16 protein-coding genes are annotated in these 15,633 nt (G+C 64.9%); all 16 read right to left on the reverse strand.

The window, feature by feature from the left end; all coding sequences use genetic code 11:
• Complete coding sequence (gene fliR, locus ACXJMY_RS04255; RefSeq protein ID WP_456618075.1) at positions 1-753, reverse strand: flagellar biosynthesis protein FliR; 753 nt, start codon at positions 751-753, stop codon at positions 1-3.
• The gene (flhA, locus tag ACXJMY_RS04260; RefSeq protein ID WP_456618076.1) at positions 750-2,831 is read right to left on the reverse strand and encodes a flagellar biosynthesis protein FlhA; all 2,082 of its coding nucleotides are present in this window, start codon (positions 2,829-2,831) and stop codon (positions 750-752) included. The genes fliR and flhA overlap by 4 nt, the downstream gene beginning before the upstream one ends.
• 73 nt (positions 2,832-2,904) lie before the next feature.
• Positions 2,905-3,171: a flagellar biosynthesis protein FliQ gene (fliQ, locus tag ACXJMY_RS04265; protein WP_456618077.1), complete on the reverse strand. Its 267-nt coding sequence runs from the start codon at positions 3,169-3,171 to the stop codon at positions 2,905-2,907.
• The gene (gene flgD / locus ACXJMY_RS04270; RefSeq protein ID WP_456618078.1) at positions 3,168-3,581 is read right to left on the reverse strand and encodes a flagellar hook assembly protein FlgD; all 414 of its coding nucleotides are present in this window, start codon (positions 3,579-3,581) and stop codon (positions 3,168-3,170) included. The genes fliQ and flgD overlap by 4 nt, the downstream gene beginning before the upstream one ends.
• A gap of 14 nt (positions 3,582-3,595) precedes the next feature.
• Positions 3,596-4,006, reverse strand: coding sequence for a flagellar biosynthesis repressor FlbT (flbT, locus tag ACXJMY_RS04275; RefSeq protein ID WP_456618079.1), 411 nt, complete (start codon positions 4,004-4,006; stop codon positions 3,596-3,598).
• Positions 4,006-4,350, reverse strand: a complete 345-nt coding sequence (flaF, locus tag ACXJMY_RS04280; RefSeq protein ID WP_456618080.1) for a flagellar biosynthesis regulator FlaF — start codon at positions 4,348-4,350, stop codon at positions 4,006-4,008. Before flaF ends, flbT begins: the two co-directional genes overlap by 1 nt.
• A gap of 68 nt (positions 4,351-4,418) precedes the next feature.
• Positions 4,419-5,465: a flagellar hook-associated family protein gene (locus ACXJMY_RS04285; protein WP_456618081.1), complete on the reverse strand. Its 1,047-nt coding sequence runs from the start codon at positions 5,463-5,465 to the stop codon at positions 4,419-4,421.
• A 3-nt stretch (positions 5,466-5,468) separates the two neighbouring features.
• On the reverse strand, positions 5,469-6,944 hold the full coding sequence (gene flgK / locus ACXJMY_RS04290) for a flagellar hook-associated protein FlgK (protein ID WP_456618082.1): 1,476 nt from the start codon (positions 6,942-6,944) through the stop codon (positions 5,469-5,471).
• 34 nt (positions 6,945-6,978) lie between these two features.
• Positions 6,979-8,211 (reverse strand): flagellar hook protein FlgE, encoded by a 1,233-nt coding sequence (locus ACXJMY_RS04295; protein WP_456618083.1) that lies wholly within the window; start codon positions 8,209-8,211, stop codon positions 6,979-6,981.
• 90 nt (positions 8,212-8,301) lie between these two features.
• Positions 8,302-8,883, reverse strand: a complete 582-nt coding sequence (locus ACXJMY_RS04300; protein ID WP_456618084.1) for a transglycosylase SLT domain-containing protein — start codon at positions 8,881-8,883, stop codon at positions 8,302-8,304.
• Positions 8,834-10,174 (reverse strand): flagellar hook-length control protein FliK, encoded by a 1,341-nt coding sequence (fliK, locus tag ACXJMY_RS04305; protein WP_456618085.1) that lies wholly within the window; start codon positions 10,172-10,174, stop codon positions 8,834-8,836. The genes ACXJMY_RS04300 and fliK overlap by 50 nt, the downstream gene beginning before the upstream one ends.
• A complete protein-coding gene (locus ACXJMY_RS04310; RefSeq protein ID WP_456618086.1) occupies positions 10,171-11,358 on the reverse strand; it encodes a chemotaxis protein in 1,188 nt (395 codons plus the stop codon). Before ACXJMY_RS04310 ends, fliK begins: the two co-directional genes overlap by 4 nt.
• Positions 11,355-12,680, reverse strand: coding sequence for a MotB family protein (locus ACXJMY_RS04315; RefSeq protein WP_456618087.1), 1,326 nt, complete (start codon positions 12,678-12,680; stop codon positions 11,355-11,357). The genes ACXJMY_RS04310 and ACXJMY_RS04315 overlap by 4 nt, the downstream gene beginning before the upstream one ends.
• 6 nt (positions 12,681-12,686) lie before the next feature.
• Positions 12,687-13,382, reverse strand: a complete 696-nt coding sequence (locus ACXJMY_RS04320; RefSeq protein WP_456618088.1) for a hypothetical protein — start codon at positions 13,380-13,382, stop codon at positions 12,687-12,689.
• On the reverse strand, positions 13,379-15,004 hold the full coding sequence (gene fliF, locus ACXJMY_RS04325) for a flagellar basal-body MS-ring/collar protein FliF (protein WP_456618089.1): 1,626 nt from the start codon (positions 15,002-15,004) through the stop codon (positions 13,379-13,381). The genes ACXJMY_RS04320 and fliF overlap by 4 nt, the downstream gene beginning before the upstream one ends.
• A 298-nt stretch (positions 15,005-15,302) precedes the next feature.
• The coding region (locus ACXJMY_RS04330; RefSeq protein ID WP_456618090.1) for a flagellin at positions 15,303-15,633 on the reverse strand (331 nt) is incomplete at its 5' end.

Below are 15,633 nucleotides of genomic sequence, written 5' to 3' on the forward strand. Positions count from 1 at the left end.
TCATCCCGCCAGCCACGACGAAACGCCGAGCATGAATTGCGTCAGCAGCTCGTCGCTGGTGAGATAGAGCAGCAGGAAGCCGCCGAACAGGACGAAGGGCACCGAGATGAAATAGACGGGAATCGCCGGTGTCAGCTTGTTGAGGAGGCCGACCGCCAGGTTGACGATGACCGAATAGACGATGAAAGGGCTGGTGATCCGCAGCGTCAGCACGAACGCCTCGGACAGGCGGCCGACGAGCTGATCGAGCGCCATGCTACCGCCGATCTTGTCGCCGGGATGCCAGACGTCGTAGGAGTTCATCAGCCCGCGCAGGACCTGCCAGTGCTGGTCGGTCATGAAGAACAGCGTGGTGACGGCCGCCATGATCAACGGCACCAGGGCCGGCGCCGGATCGGTGTCGCCGATCGGCGTGCCCGGGATGCTGCTGAGGCCGATCGCACTCGCCATCACGCTTACCATGGTCTGGAGCGCGAGGAAGAATACGCGCCCGCCGAGCCCGATGACGCTGCCGACCAGCAGCTCGGAGCAGATCAGGAGCGCGAGCGACAGCGGTGCCGCATTGTCCGTGAGTGGTTTCAGGACGGCGATCAGGATCGGCGTGAGCGCGAACGTCGTCACGAGCGCGACGAACAGGCGAACCTGGGCCGGAACGTTGACGCTGGAATAGCCGGGCACGAGCATCAGGCAGGCGCCGATGCGGCAGAACACGATGAACGTCACCAGCACGCTGTCGGCGAGACCGCTGATCACGATATGGCTCCGAGCGATCTGATCTCGGCGCTGCGCGCCACCTCGACATGCGACAGAATCGGCAGGGTCGGGAACACCCGCTCCAGGATCATGCGAACGTAGGGGCGCGCTTCCGGCGTCACCGCCAGCACCACGCTGGTGCCGTTCTCGGTGAACTTCCGGATCGCGGCGCTGGCTTCGGTCGCGAACTGCTCGATCAGCCGCGGGTCGGCGTCGAACTCGGCGACGTCGCCCTTGGCGTCGCGCTTCAGGCTCTGGTGGAACGCCAGGTCCCAGCGATTGCCGAGCCGGATGACGTTGAGCACGCCGTTGTCGGACAGATCCCCGCAGATCTGCTGGGCAAGGCGCATGCGCACGTGCTCGGCGACCTGCTCGGATCGCCGCACATGGGGCGCGATCTCGGCGATCGCCTCGAGGATCAGATGCAGGTTCCGGATCGATACGCGCTCGGCCAGGAGGATCTTCAGGATCGCCAGCAGGCCGGAATAGGAGATCTGCGACGGACAGATGTCGTCGACCAGGCGCTTGTATTCGGAATCGAGCCGGTCGAGCAGGCTCCGCATGTCCTTGTAGGACAGCAGCTGGGCAAGGTTGGCCCGGAGCACCTCGCTCATATGCGTGAGCAGCACCGACAGATTGTCGACGGGCTTGCAGCCCTGCCGCTTGACCTCTTCGGTGAAGGCCTCCGTCACCCAGAGCGCCTTCATGCCAAAGGCGGGCTCGATCACCTCTTCGCCGGGCACATCGGGGTTGCCATCCTTGTCCACAAGCACCAACACCTCGCCGATCCGCAGCTCGCCGTGGGCGACGCGGGTATCGTGAATCCGGATCTGATAGCTCTTGGGATCGATCGACAGATTATCCGTGAGCTTGATCTCGGGAACGACGAAGCCGTATTGCTTGGCGAATTTCTTGCGGATCTTGCCGACGCGGTGCCCAAGCTCGTTGCGCGAGCCCAGCAGATGGACCGAAAGGTGGCCGCCGAGCGCCAGCTCGATCTCCGCGGTCTTGAGCGATTCCTTGACGGAGTCCTTGGCTTCGGTCTGGGCCCGTTCGTCGGCCTTGCGCGCATGCTCTTTCTTCTCCCGTGCCGCCTGCCGCCTCGGCAGCGAGTAGCCGACGAAGGCCATGACACTGCCGAGCAGCACGAAGGGTGCCATCGGCAGTCCGGGCATCAAGGCGAGCACGAACATCATCAACGACGCCGCCGACACCGCGCGCGGGTAGCCACCGAGCTGCCGCAGCACGGCCTGCTCCGCCGAACCCCTGGTGCCGCCCTTGGAGACGAGAAGGCCCGCCGACAGCGACACGATCAGTGCCGGCATCTGCGTGACAAGACCGTCGCCGACGGAGAGTTTTGTGTAGACGTCGGCGGCGCGCGACAGCGTCAGACCGTGATGGGTAACGCCGATGATGATGCCGCCGAAGATGTTGATCGCGGTGATGATCAGGCCGGCGATGGCATCGCCGCGGACGAATTTCGAGGCACCGTCCATCGCACCGAAGAAGGAGCTCTCCTCCTCGAGCTCACGGCGCCGACGCTGAGCTTCCTTGTCATCGATCAGGCCCGCGGACAGGTCCGCGTCGATCGCCATCTGCTTGCCCGGAATGGCGTCCAGCGTGAAGCGGGCGCCGACTTCGGCGATACGCGTCGCACCCTTGGTGATCACGACGAAGTTCACCGTGACCAGAATCGCGAAGATGATCAGGCCGATGACGAAGTCGCCGCCCATGACGAACTTCGAGAAGCCTGCAACGACGTGGCCCGCGGCGGTTTCCCCCTCCCCGCCACGCGACAGGATCAGGCGCGTCGTCGCGACGTTGAGCGCCAGCCGCAGGATTGTCGCGATCAGGAGCACGGTCGGGAAGGCCGAGAAATCCAGCGGCCGCTGGATCCACAGCGCGACCATCAGGATCAGCGCCGACAGCGCGATCGAGAAGGCGAGGCCGAGATCGATCAGGATCGGCGGGATCGGCAGGAACAGGATCGTGAGCATGGCCACGATGCCGCCGGCGAAAAAGGCGTCGGCCCCCAGTCGTCGCGGGGTCGGCAGGCTAGCAGCTAACGTATCGGCCATGGGTCACCGGCAGCAGATTCCGTCCTGCAATCTGCCGCGCAAAGCTTACGCGAGGGTGGTGGACCGGTGCGGATCAGAAGCCGCGTTCGATATGCGAATAGACCATCTCGGTGAAGGTGGAGAGATGCGCGCCGATGAAGGAGCCGGACACGGCGACGACCAGGAGAATGACGAGGATCTTCGGAACGAAGGTCAGCGTCACTTCCTGGACCTGGGTCAGGGCCTGAATCAGCGCGATGATGGTGCCGACCAGCATCGCCGCGCCGACCGCAGGCCCGGAGGCGACGATGATCGTCCAGATCGCCGCCTGGACGATATCGAGGGCGTCCCGCTCGTTCATGACTGGCTGATCGTGAGTCCGGGCCCGACCGCGACCTTCGTGCCGTTCTCGAGGGTCGCGATCGAGCCGTCGCTGTTGATGGAGACGGACGCGACCTTGCCGCTGAAGGTCGCACCGGTCGAGTCGGTAAAGCTGACGGTCTTTCCGATCAGCCCGTCCGCCTGCGACAACGACTGCGAAGACAGCAGCGCATCGAGCTTGGTGTTGGTCTGCATGGCCTGCTCGACCGTCGAGAGCTGGGCGAACTGGCTCATATATTGCGAGGTGTCCATCGGATTGGTCGGATCCTGATTCTTCATCTCGGCGACGAGAAGCTGAAGAAACGTATTGTAGTCGACACTGTTGCTCGACGAGGTCGAGCTGGTCGAACTGGTCTTGCTGGTGCTGTCGGTCGCGCTGGTGACGTTCATGTATCTCTCCGCTGTCAGGCAGCCTGGAATGGGGACTCGGTGGTGGCGCCGGCCAGGATTGCCTGCTCCAGCGGGAACAACGCCCGGATTCGCTTGAGCGCCTCGAAATAGCGGGTCGAACCGACCAGCTCGTCGATGGCGGCAAGCCCGTCCAGCATCTCGCGGTTCTCGCATAGCGCGAGAAGAGCCGCGTGATGCGGCCTGTAGAGCGCCATGGGGTCCCGGACGTCCGTCGGATTCATCAGCATGAGCTGGACGACGAAATAGAGCTGCCGCATCGCCGTGGTGGCGTCGGAAGCCTGCATGACCTGCGCTTCGAGCAGGAACATGACGTCGTTGACGAGCTCGATGGAGACCTTGCGATCAACGCGGATGACCGCGCCGTTGATGTAGATCAGTTCGCCCGCCCGCAAGGATATCTTCATCAGAGAGCGTCTCGGATCAGGCGGTTGATTTCGATGAGCTGCATGACGTCACCCGATTTCTCCTCGCGCAGGCGATCCGCTTCCTTGATCACCCACAGGCCGATCGAGATGATGTCGGCGCGCAGCTTGTCGGGAAGCCCGTTCTCCGGATGGGCGAGATCCTCGATGAAGATCGTCCACAGCCGCCGCACGTAGAGCAGGCTCTCGACCAGATCCTCGAAGGTGAAGCGCCCCTTCTGGATCCGCTCGAGCCGTTCGATGCCGAGGCTGAGCGCCTGTCGCTCGCGGCCTCTCTCCTGATAGCCGCTCTCTTCAACGACAGCTTCATAGGCTTCAAACGTCATCAGGACCACTCTGCGCAGAAAACTGGATAGCAAGACAAACGGTGCGAACCTTGCAACTGAGCCCTCGCTCAGAGATAGTTGATGAGGCTGATCTTCTGGAGCTGCGAGGTCAGCGCCAGCGCCGTCTGGATCTGGGTCTGCAGGGTGTTGACCCGGACCGCGGCTTCCGCCGGATCGACCTTCTCGATCCCGACGATCTGAGTGTTGAGGATGTCCTGCTGCGCCTTGAGCTTGTCGGTTGCGGAGGTGATCCGCTGCTGGACCGTGCCGACGTTGCCGCCGAGCTGAGCAAGATCCGTGATTGCGTTACCAACGAGGCCGATGGCCTTGTCCACGACGACCTGGAACGTTTCTTGGCTCAGTTTCGCGTTCCCGAGATCCGCCATCATGGTGTAGGCCTCGGCGAGCCTGCGGAAGCCGATCTGGTTGGCGCTGACGGACGTATCGGCGATCTCGGTCGTGGAAATGCGGCTTTGCATGACCTGGTCGGTGGCCGTTGACCAGTTGGTGTTCCAGGCCGGGCTCGCGAACTCGGCATCGAAGGTGGTGTTGAGAAAGGTCTGCATTTGCGCCGGGGTAATGCTGCTGACGCTCGCTGAGGATTGCGAGAAGCCGAAGGCCGCAAGGAAATCGGCGTCGACCTGGGTCTTGGTGGCCGAGCCCGCGGTGTAGGCCGTGATCGGTGTGTTCTGCGTGTTGATGCCCGAGAAAAGATACGAGCCGTTGTAGGAGACGTTCAGCGCGCCGATCAGATCCTGGAGGTTGGAGGACGCAGGCGGCAGGATGATCCGCCCGCCGCCGTCGGTGCTGCGGGCCGTGATCAGGTCCTTGAGGAAGGACGTTGCGGTCGTGTTGAGCTGGGTGATCCGGCTCTGCGTCACGTCCAGGCGTCCCGCGACGAGTCCGTTGGTATCGACGAGCTGATCGGCGAAGCTCAGGTCCGCCCGCAGGGTGACGTCGCCTCCCGTCGTGGCACCAAGCTCGAGGCCAACATCGGCGAAGCGGCCGGTGGTGGCTTCCTTCGAGGCCTTGGCCAGCGCGGACTGATTGTTCGTGATCGAGGACCTCAACGACGAAGACAGCATCAAGGTCGAGATGTAGTTCGCGCTCATCATGGCTTAATTCCCCACGGCAGCCAGCAGGCTCTGCAACATTTCGTCGACGGTCGAGATGATCTTCGACGAGGCCGAATAGGTGCGCTCGACCTGAAGCATCAAGGACATCTCGTCGTCCATGTTGACGCCGCTGACGTTGGACAGCGCCGCAGTGCTGCGGTCGAGCAGCGTTTTCTGGTAGGTGACGTTGGAGTCCGCGGTCTTGCGCTGGTTCTCGATCCAGCTCGTCGACGACGACGCGTAGTCGATCAGGCTGCCGCTCGGCTTGCCTTGCGTGGTTGCATCGAACGGCTGCGCCGCATCCATGCCGCCGATCAGCTGCTGTAGCCGGACCGAGTAGCCGGCGTTGCCGGCGGTGTTGTATCGGTATGCGACGTTGCCGCTGATAGCGCCGTCGCGCAGCAGATTTGGATTGCCGCCCTGGGCCGGATCGACCGATGCCGCGACACTGATCAGGCCGGCCAGGCCGACCGAGACGGTGGCGCTCGCCGGCATCGCCGGCGCGCCGGGATAGGTGAAGAGACCGGGCACGTCGGGCAGCGCCGCGGCGGTCTGATCACTCTCCCTGAAGGTATTGATCAGGCCGCGCGCGATTTCGTCGAGCTGGCTCTGATAGGTGACGGTGTCCTGGTCACGCAGCTGAGCGAGACCCGCCAGTTTGCCCGACTTCAGCGGCATCACTGAATTGGCGCCGGTGACCGGGACGCCGTCGATAAAGACCGCGTTGCCAGTGGTGCCGGGCGTGTAGATGTTGGTCGCCGTGAAGCTGACCGTTCGCGCCGTCTTGTCGAACAGCACGACGCCGCTGTCGGTATAGAGCGCCGCGTCGCCGTTGGCGCGGATCGACATCGAGACGCCGACCTCCTGCGACATCTTCGAGACGATGCTGTCGCGCTGGTCGAGGTAGTCGGTGACGTCGTCACCGGCAATCGTCCCTCTCACGATCGCGTTGTTGACCTTGTCGAACTGCGTAAGGAGCTGGTTGATGTTGGCGACCGAGGTCGCCATGTCGGCATCCGCGCCCTCACGGACCGACTGCACGGTATTGGTCGCCTGGTTGAGCGCCGTCGCCATGTCCTTGGCGGAGGTGACGGCCGCCTGTGCCAGCGTGGTGTTGTCGGGGGCGTTGGCATATTGCTGCAGCGCCTTCTTCAGCGCATTGAGCTGCGCGGTCGGCGACTGGTCGAGCTCCGGATCGTCCACCGTGGCAGATGCGATCTTCTGGAGACCGTCAAAGATCGCGCCCTGCTTGGCCGACGACGAGGTCGCGACCAAGACGTTGTCGTAGAGACCCGAGCTGGCGGCGCGCTGGATCGCCGCCACATAGACGCCGGCCCCGGGAAGATTGTCCAGCACGGCGATCTTGCGCGAATAGCCGGCGGCGCTGGCACCGGCGATGTTGCGCGAGATCGTCGAGGACTGGATGCCCGACGCCATGAGTGAAGCGCGGGCGGAGTCGAGAGCGGCGGTAAGGGACATGATTTGCTCTTGCCCGGAACGGGCGCTGGAGGATTCAGCGCTTCAGGTTGACGACGACGTCGAGCAGGTCGGCGCCGGTCTGGAACGATTTCGAGTTGGCGGTGAAGCCGCGCTGGGCCTCGATCATCCCGGTGAGTTCGTCCGCGAGGTCGACGTTGGAGTCTTCCAGAGCGCCGGACTGGACCGTGCCGAGGCCGCCGGTGCCGGCATTCCCGGCCTGCGCGTTGCCGGAGTTCATGTTGGTCGAATAGACGTTGCCCGGCTCCGGCGTCAGATTGTCGGGGCTCGGGACGTCGGCGAGCATGATCGTGTAGAGCGTCGTCTGCTGGCCATTCTTGAGGATCGCCGTGACGTAGCCGGCGTCGTCGACGTCGATTTTGTCGATGGCGGAGGGGGCGCTACCGTTGACGGTTGCCTTGAAGCTGAAGTCGGTTCCGGTCTGCGTCATGTTCGCCAGGTTCATGGTTACCGCCGCACCGCCGGGAACGGTGAAGGAAAGAGTCGTCGGGCTCGCCGCGGCCAGCGCGCCTTTGCCGGTCGCCGTGGTATCGAAGGTGAAGGTGGTGGCGGCGCCGACCGACGCACCCGTCGCGGAGTTATAAGCCTGAATCTGCCAGGTGTCAGAGCCGGCGGCCGTCGCCGTGTGGGACATGTAGACGTCGAGCGTAACGGCCTGACCGATATTGTTGTAGGCCACGATCGAGCTCTTCGATGAGTACGACGCCGGGCCGGGCGGACCGGCGATCACAGCCGCTTTCGGATCCATATTGCCGGTCGTGAGCGTCCCCGCCGTCGACGGCACGGGCACCTGCGAAACCTGGGCAATGTTGACGATCTGCATGCCGGAAAGGCTGTTCTGCGAGAAATTGGTCACCTTACCGGGCTGACCCAGAAGGTAGTAGCCGGCCGCGTTGACCAGGTTGCCCTGGGCGTCCGGCACGAACGAGCCGGCGCGCGTCAGATATTGCTGCGTGTTGTTGGCGTTCGACACCACGAAGAAGCCGTTGCCCTGGACGGCGAGGTCCGTGGTCGACGTGGTGAACTGCGTATGTCCTGCGTCGCTGATGGCGTAGCGGACCGTCGTCTCGACGGCGCCGGAATCATAATTGCCCGAACCGCTCTTCAGGATCAGTGACGAGAATTCCGTCGAAGCCCGCTTGTAACCGGTGGTGTTGACGTTCGCGATGTTGTCCGAGACCGTCGACAGCTTGTTGGATTGCGCGGACATGCCGGAAACGCCGGTGCGCATAACACCATACAGGCTCATGGATTGGGCTCCTTTGATAGGTTGCAGCTACAATGAGGGTTCTTGCTTGCGCGGGGCTGATGATTTGGAACCATGCACAACTTCGAGTGGTCAGGTCGTTTTCGGCTGACAGAACGAGCGCGCCTTGTCGGTCCACGCGCCGAAGCCGCTCGAGACGAGATGAGCGACGATGTGGCAGACGTAGCGCTTCTGCGCCGGCTGATTGTTGGGGCCCGCATTGTAGCGGGCCACCGCCATGGTCCAGCTGCCCTCGCGCTGCTTCAGCTCCTTCAGGAAGCGCGCCGCATATTCCACGTTCTTGGAGGGATCGAACATCGCGCGCACCGAGGCGAACTTGTCGCCGTGATAATAGTGGTTGATCTGCATGCAGCCGAGATCGATCAGCTTGATGCCCTTGGCCCGCATCGCCTCGAAATTCACGATCGCATCATTCATGTCCTTGGCGAACACGGTCTGTCCTTCCGCGCCGAGCGCGTAGGGATAGAGCGCGCCGCGCCGCCCGGTCTCGGTCAGGCCGACCGCATAGAGGATGCCGAGCGGAATCCCGTGCTGCTGGGACGCACGCGCCATCTCGCGCTCGCAGGGGCGCGCAATGTCGGTCGCCGCCTCCGCGGCGCCCGCGTTAAAGATAAACAGGGCCGCGGCGAATCTGCGGCGCCACGTCCTGGTCATGACGCGTCTCCTGGTTGGGCTGGCGTTCCTGCCGGGTCTGCTTGGCTCCATCGTCCGATTGGCCGGACGATGTGCTTGCGCCGCCGAACGTGCCTTGCGACTGCGACGATTGCTGTTGCTGGCCCGAAAGCTGCGGCTGCGACTGGCCGGAGCCGGCCTGGAATCCGTCCAGCGAGCCGTGCTGGACCGGTGCGACCTCGGCGACATAACCCGCCGATTGCATGAGGTCGCGGATCGAGTCGCGCTGCTGGTCCAGCATCTGGCTCGTGTCCTTGCGTTCGGCCGCGAGGTGGACGGACACCTCCGTGCCGACAAGACGAAGACGAACGGTGACATTACCGAGCGCCGGAGGCTCGAGATTGATCGTGAGAATCTTCAGCGGCTCGGGTGCAGTGCCTTGGGGCGCCGCGAGATCGGGCGCGGTGGAGGCCGCAGGCGCGGACGACTCATTCAGCTCGGACACCACCGCGTTGGCGACCTGTTGGGTCGCGCTGAACTGCGCGACCGGCGGCAGATGCGTCTCCTGCTGAACCACCGTGACCTTGGTCGCTTCGGGCAACGCGTCTCGCGCCGACGCCTTTGCGGCGCGTTCCACATTGGCCGTGACGGCTTCGAAGCCGGGTGCGGTGGGCATCGCCTTCGGCGAAGCATCGCCGCCTTGCGGCGCGCCTGCCTGCGCGGCCGCCGCCTGCGGACGCGCGCCGGTGGGAGCGGCGGCGGGTGGAGCGGCATCGGCCGCCGCCGCCTTCGTCGTGCCCGCGCTCTGAACGTCGCGCCTTGTCGTGGAGGCGCGCTCATCTCGCGCGGACGTGTCTTTCTTGTCGCCGGCCGACGGTTGCACCTGCGGCTTCACGGCCGGCACGGCGGCGAGCTCCTGCCCAACGATCGTCGGGATGCTCGATCGGCTCTCGAGTTCAGCCTTCACGACCTGATCGGCCGGACCTTGCTTCTCCAACAACCTGTCGGCCGCCTTGTCAGAAGACTTGTCAGTGGATTTGGAGTCCTCGGCCGCCTCGGTGCGTTCGTGCACCGTGTCGTCCTTCGGCTTGTCCTTCTCGACCGGGTGCACCAAGCGCGCGCGCAGCGTTCCGGCCTTCACGGTCGTGTCGCTCTCCTGATCGTTCAGCGCCCGCTTCGCGAGGTTCGAGACGGTATGGAGCAGATCGTTAAACCCCGAGTCTCCCTGCGATTTCCCCCCGGCGGTCTTGCCGGAGCGCGACGTCCCGCGCACATTGAGGCTTTCGGCGAGACCCGAGAAAAGCTGTCCGGAGGTTCCGTTGAGCTTGGTCATGGTCGAGGGTCCTTGGTGAGGAGTTCCAGTTCGCCGAGCTGCTTGCGGCCGCGCGCAAGCGTCGCGGTCGACGACGCGAGATCGAGCCGCGCCGGCATCAGCGGAGGCTTGTCGGCCGCGGCGGCGGCGGCGGAAACGCCTGCGATCGGCTTGCGGATGTCGAGCGCGAGCTGGACCGTTGCATTCAGTAGCGGAATGTCACGCTCCGGCAGCTTCGACCGGTCGAGCGCTTTGAGCTCGGCGAGTCCGCCGTCATATTCGTCGGTGAGCGCCCGCGAGACGCCGCGGAACAAATGCGCACGCTCGCGGTCCGCCGAGGCGTCGGCGCTGAGCGTCAGTGCCCGCTCGCCTGCAAGCCGGGTCACGGCCAGCCGTCCGCGGACCATCGCCGCGCGCGCGATCACGAGATAGAGCTTGAGACGGCTCGCGCGGTCGATCTGCTCCAGCAGGGTGACGATCCGCGCAAAGCGGCGCTCATCGAGAGCGAGGCTTGATTGCGTCAGGCCCGAGGAAAAGCGCTGCCAGAAATCGCCGGCATAGATGGAGTTGCGGTAGTGGCGGATATAGGCCAGCGTCAGGAACTCGAACTTGTCGAAATCCTCGGCCTGCCCGATCAGCAGGATCTCGCGCCGCAGCGCCGCCTCCTCGACCAGCGTGCCCGGCAGCAACAGCCGGGCATCATCCAGACGCTCGATCGCGAGCGACGCCTCGGAGCGCGCGAACAGCGCGCCCTGAACCAGCGCGACCTGTCCGCCCAGGCCCGAGGGGATCGTGCGCGGCTTGACGTCCTTGAGCAGTTCGCGCGCCTCGTCCTGGCGACCCTCGACATAGGCGAGCGCGCCATTGAGCAGCTTCTCGTCGACGTTCAGCTTGTCGCGCGGCAGCTTGCGGACGATCTGCGGCGCACCGCCGCTGAGCAGGTAGATGACGACAGCCTGGCCGTTCTGCGGATTGCTCCACACGCCCGCATCGGCGGCGAGAAATTTCTCGCCGATCTGCCGGATCAACGCGATGTGGCTGCCATGCGCCGCGGTGTCGCCATTGGCGATTCCGTCCTGGACCGCCTGCAACGAACGGACGAGCTCATACGGCTCGGCCGATGCCGGCGCAGGCTCGGCAATTGCGCGCGCCGCCGCGAGCGGCAGCACCATCAGAACGGCGGCATAGACGAGCGACCTGATCAAGGGCGCTTCTCCCGGATCAGGATCTCGATCCGCCGGTTCTGCGCAGCCGCGGGATCGTTCGGAAGTTTCGGCCGCCGGTCGGCATAACCTTCGACGTGCTCGATCCGCTGTGCATCGACGCCGGAACGGACCAGCATGTAATAGGCCATCTGCGCCCGCGCGGTCGAGAGCCGCCAATTGTCGTAGGTCTCCGACCGGTAGGGCCGATTGTCGGTGTGGCCGCGAACGATGATCGTGCCCGGGCGCTTGGTCAGCAGCGGCCCGATCTTGTCGATCACGCGGATGAGCTCGGGCCGCGGCTCGGCCGAGCCGACCGCGAACATGCCGAAGCTCGCATCGTCGGTCAGGCTGATCAGAAGACCTTCCTCGACCTGACGGACCTCGGCGACCGGTCCCGCGCCGGCCTTGATATCCGACAGCGCATCCGCGACCGCGGCCTGAAGCTGCTTGACGGTCGGCTGCTGCGTTTGCGCCGCGTCGCGCGGCTCGGATTCTTTCGTCGTGTCGGCGGGACGTGCCTGCGCCGCAGCGTTGGCTTGAGCGCCTGGCTGCGCGTTCGCTTGAGCGCTGCCCTCGCGCGAAGCCGGCGACGGGGCCGGGCCCGGCGGCAGCAGAGGCGACAGGCTTGCGGACGACGCATCCGCGTTCGGCGCGACGCTTCCGCCGGCATCGTCCGACTTTGCACGGCGCGCCTGCGGCTCGCCCTGACTTGTACCGGCCGGATTGTCGCGCGCCGAGGCATTCGGCTTGGGCTCGCTCTCGATGATGCGGTCCGCATCCTTGGAAGCTTCCGGAGCAAGCTTCCAGTAACCCGGGTCGAACGGATCGCGATAGGCGTCGCCGCCCTTGAGACCGTCTTCTTCCGCGGACGTCAGCGCGCCGGCGCGGCGCTGGCCCGAGGACTGGTTCGCACTATTGGCGATCTCCGCGAGGGTCGCGTAGGGATCGCGAAACAGGACCTTCTCTTCGTAGTAGGGCGGCTTCTCGGCCGTCGGCGAGTCGCCACGGCGCTCCGCGCTCGTTCCGGCCGGCTGACGCTTGCCGTCCTGGCCTTCGGATGGCGTCGGATCCTTCTTGTTCAAGTCCTTGAGGCCCTTGGGAGCGGGCGCGTTCTCCGCGAGCTGGATCGGATTGAAATAGCTCGCGACCACCTGCTTCTGGTCCTGGTTGAGCGCATTGATCAGCCACATGACCAGGAAGAACGCCATCATTGCGGTCATGAAGTCCGCATAGGCGATCTTCCAGACGCCACCATGCGGCTTCTCGTCGTCGAAGGCGCTCCGACGGCGGATGATGACGAGTTCTGGCTTGACCTCATTCATGGCGAATTACCGGCGCGCCTCCTTCAGGCGTTCGCTCCATGCCGAGATCTGCGTCTCGATCACGGTCTGATCGGCCACGACGCGGACCTCGACGGTCTCGGCGGCCTCATACTCGATGCCCGTTCGCCGGGCCGTCTCGAGCTGCGCCCGCACGAGATCGAGCAGCTCGCCCGGGCCGGTGATCTTGAACGCCGGCACCGACGAATTGCCGGTCAGCGCGGCGATCTGCTCGACCAGGGACCCGATCGCCTTGTCGCGCACGGCGTCGGCGAGGAACGGCAGCAATATTCGCGCAACGGAGCTCGCGATGTTGGTTTCGATCTCGCGGCAGGCCGCCTCGAAGCCGCTGACGATCGCGACCGCCTGCTGGTCCGACCATTTGGCCCGCTCCTCGCCGAGCCGGATCGCGCTGCGCACGCGCTCCTCGGCAACCCTGGCATCGCCTTCCGCAACGCCGGCGGCGTGGCCGCGCCGATAGGCATCGTCCAGGAGATTGACCGGCGGGGCTTCCGTCGCGGGCGCCGGAGACGGCGACTGATGCTGCGGCTGCGACTGGGTCTGAGGCTGCGGTTGCGACTCGCGCCGGACCTCCTTCGGCCTCGTCAGCACGTCCTGGATCTTGGGCGGCGGAGCCGGCGGCGGCGACTTGACCCGGCCGTTCGCGTCGAACTGCGTCAGGAGTTTTCCAATTGCCGCGTTCATGCCGCCTCCTCGCGTCGCATCCAGTCTTTAAGGATTGCTGCCGCCTGCGCCTGATCGAGGCGGACGATCTGCTCGAGCCGCTTCTGCGGGGTTCGCTGCATCTTGCCTTCGAGGTCCTCGACGAGGTTGAGCTCGGCCTCGTCGCTGTCCGGCAGCGCAAGCGCGGCGGCCGCCTCGAGCTGGGCAGCCTCCGCCGCCTCGGTCTGTTCCTGCTGCGCGCGGTGGGTCAGGATGCCGTTGACCGCAGGTCGCAGGCCGAACCACACCAGCATCGAAGCAACGGCGAGGATGGTCACCGCGTTGATGACGCTGCCCAACTGCTTGTTGATCATCTCGACGAAACTGATCGGCGGCACCGGCGCCAGCTCGCGCGAACCTTCGACGAAGTCGACGGCCGTGACCTGGATCTGATCACCGCGCTGCTTGTCCAGCCCGCCGGACGTTGCCGCGAGCTGGCTGATCTCGGCGAGCTTGCTGTCGACGATCGCCTGGTTGCTCTTGTCGCCGAGATCGGCGACGAGCCGCGCGCGGTTGACCAGGACGGCGATGAAGAGTTTTTTCACCGAATAACCGTCGCTCACCGTCGTCGTGGTCTTGGACGACACCTCGAAATTGGTGACGTCCTCGCGGCGGCTCTTATCCTCGTTGGAGTTCTTGCCGCCGCCGGCGTTCACCTGCTGGTCCGGAAGATTCTGCTGCACCGTGGTCGGGGTCGAACGATCCGCGTTCTGCGACGACTCCTTCTCGCGGACGTTCCGGACCGATCGCTCGGCGCGGTTCTCCGGGTCGTAGACGGTCTCGTTGATCTGCCGCTTGTCGGTCGAAAGCTGCGTCGCGACGCTCACCTCGAAATTGTCCAGGCCCAGATAAGGAGTCAGCGCCTTGCGGATGTTCTCCTGCACCATCGCGCCGACCGTCTTCTGGAGACTCGCCATCTTGGTCGGCGCAGCGCTGGCCTCATCTTCTTCGGCCAGCAGCATCGAACCGTCGGCATCCAGCACCGTCACCTTGTCACGGGTCATGCCGGGGATGGCGGCCGCGACCAGGTGCCGGATCGACTGCGCCGTACGCGCCTCGATGGCACCGTCCGTGCGCAGCACGACCGATGCCGAGGGCGGCTGCTGCGTCGCGCGGAACGAGCCGCGCACGGGCATGACGATGTGCACCCGCGCCGCCTTGACGCCCTTCATCAACTGCACGGTGCGCGCRATTTCGCCTTCCAGGGCGCGGAGCTTGGTGACCTCCTGCATGAACGAGGTCAGACCGAGCGAGCCGATCTTGTCGAACAGCTCGTAACCGGAATTGGCGCTGGTCGGCAGGCCTTTCTCGGCGAGCAGCATCCGCGCCTGCATGGTCTGGCTCGGCCGCACCGAGACCGCGTCGCCGGCTGTATTGACGTCGAAGGTGATGTTCTGCTCGCGCAGCGCCGCGCCCATGCGCGTCACGTCTTCGCGGCTAAGGCCCGTATAGAGCGTTTCGAACTCGGGCCGGCTCAGATAATAGGCGCCGCCGACGACGGTAACGAGAACGGCAAAACCAATCAGCCCCAAGGCCATCAGACGCCGCGGCCCAAGCTCCAGTATGTTGTTGAGCAGTTGCTGTAGCTGCGCGCGACTGAGCATATGACCTCGTACCAATGCGAACGTAGAGGACAGTCGGCTGCGAACCTTGTCTGAAGGTTGCGCGCAGATACGAACGTGTCAGTTCGCGGACAAGGCGTTGCAATTTTACAAGAATCCTACGTGACGCAATTGGTTCACCGCGGGCGTGCGAGCGCATGGCAGCGCGATCGGCTGCGGCGTGCCGCGTGAAGGCTGGCGTCAGGAGGTCGATTGCGGGCACGTCTTGTGCCCTCGAAATCCGCCGTTCATGGCGGAGGCCGTGCTCCCTTGGGAGCACGGCCGATTTCGAAGCCGCGGCTTAGCGGAACAGCGACAGGATGCTCTGGCTGTTCTGGTTGGCGATCGAGAGCGCCTGAACACCGAGCTGCTGCTGGGTTTGTAGCGCCTGGAGGCGCGTCGATTCCGCGTTCATATCGGCGTCGACGAGCTGGCCGACACCGCGGTCGACGGAGTCCATCAGGGTCTTGACGAATTCCGTGTTGGTCGCGAGGCGGTTCTTGACGGCACCGAGATTGGCGGCGGCCGAGGCCACCGTGTTGATCGCGGTGGTGACCTTCGTGATATAGGTATCGAGCGTGGCCTGGTCGACCGCCGAGTCGGTCAGCGCGCTGATGCTCATCGTGTCGACC

It is taken from the genome of Bradyrhizobium sp. P5_C12, from assembly GCF_054049735.1.

What these genes read in the sequence shown, in the direction of transcription:
- ACXJMY_RS04285 (WP_456618081.1), bottom strand. Translation starts at nt 5,465, where the DNA reads ATGATGAGCGCGAACTACATCTCGACCTTGATGCTGTCTTCGTCGTTG.
- flaF (WP_456618080.1), bottom strand. Translation starts at nt 4,350, where the DNA reads ATGACGTTTGAAGCCTATGAAGCTGTCGTTGAAGAGAGCGGCTATCAG.
- flhA (WP_456618076.1), bottom strand. Translation starts at nt 2,831, where the DNA reads ATGGCCGATACGTTAGCTGCTAGCCTGCCGACCCCGCGACGACTGGGG.
- fliK (WP_456618085.1), bottom strand. Translation starts at nt 10,174, where the DNA reads ATGACCAAGCTCAACGGAACCTCCGGACAGCTTTTCTCGGGTCTCGCC.
- ACXJMY_RS04300 (WP_456618084.1), bottom strand. Translation starts at nt 8,883, where the DNA reads ATGACCAGGACGTGGCGCCGCAGATTCGCCGCGGCCCTGTTTATCTTT.
- flgD (WP_456618078.1), bottom strand. Translation starts at nt 3,581, where the DNA reads ATGAACGTCACCAGCGCGACCGACAGCACCAGCAAGACCAGTTCGACC.
- ACXJMY_RS04315 (WP_456618087.1), bottom strand. Translation starts at nt 12,680, where the DNA reads ATGAATGAGGTCAAGCCAGAACTCGTCATCATCCGCCGTCGGAGCGCC.
- ACXJMY_RS04320 (WP_456618088.1), bottom strand. Translation starts at nt 13,382, where the DNA reads ATGAACGCGGCAATTGGAAAACTCCTGACGCAGTTCGACGCGAACGGC.
- flbT (WP_456618079.1), bottom strand. Translation starts at nt 4,006, where the DNA reads ATGAAGATATCCTTGCGGGCGGGCGAACTGATCTACATCAACGGCGCG.
- fliQ (WP_456618077.1), bottom strand. Translation starts at nt 3,171, where the DNA reads ATGAACGAGCGGGACGCCCTCGATATCGTCCAGGCGGCGATCTGGACG.
- ACXJMY_RS04295 (WP_456618083.1), bottom strand. Translation starts at nt 8,211, where the DNA reads ATGAGCCTGTATGGTGTTATGCGCACCGGCGTTTCCGGCATGTCCGCG.
- flgK (WP_456618082.1), bottom strand. Translation starts at nt 6,944, where the DNA reads ATGTCCCTTACCGCCGCTCTCGACTCCGCCCGCGCTTCACTCATGGCG.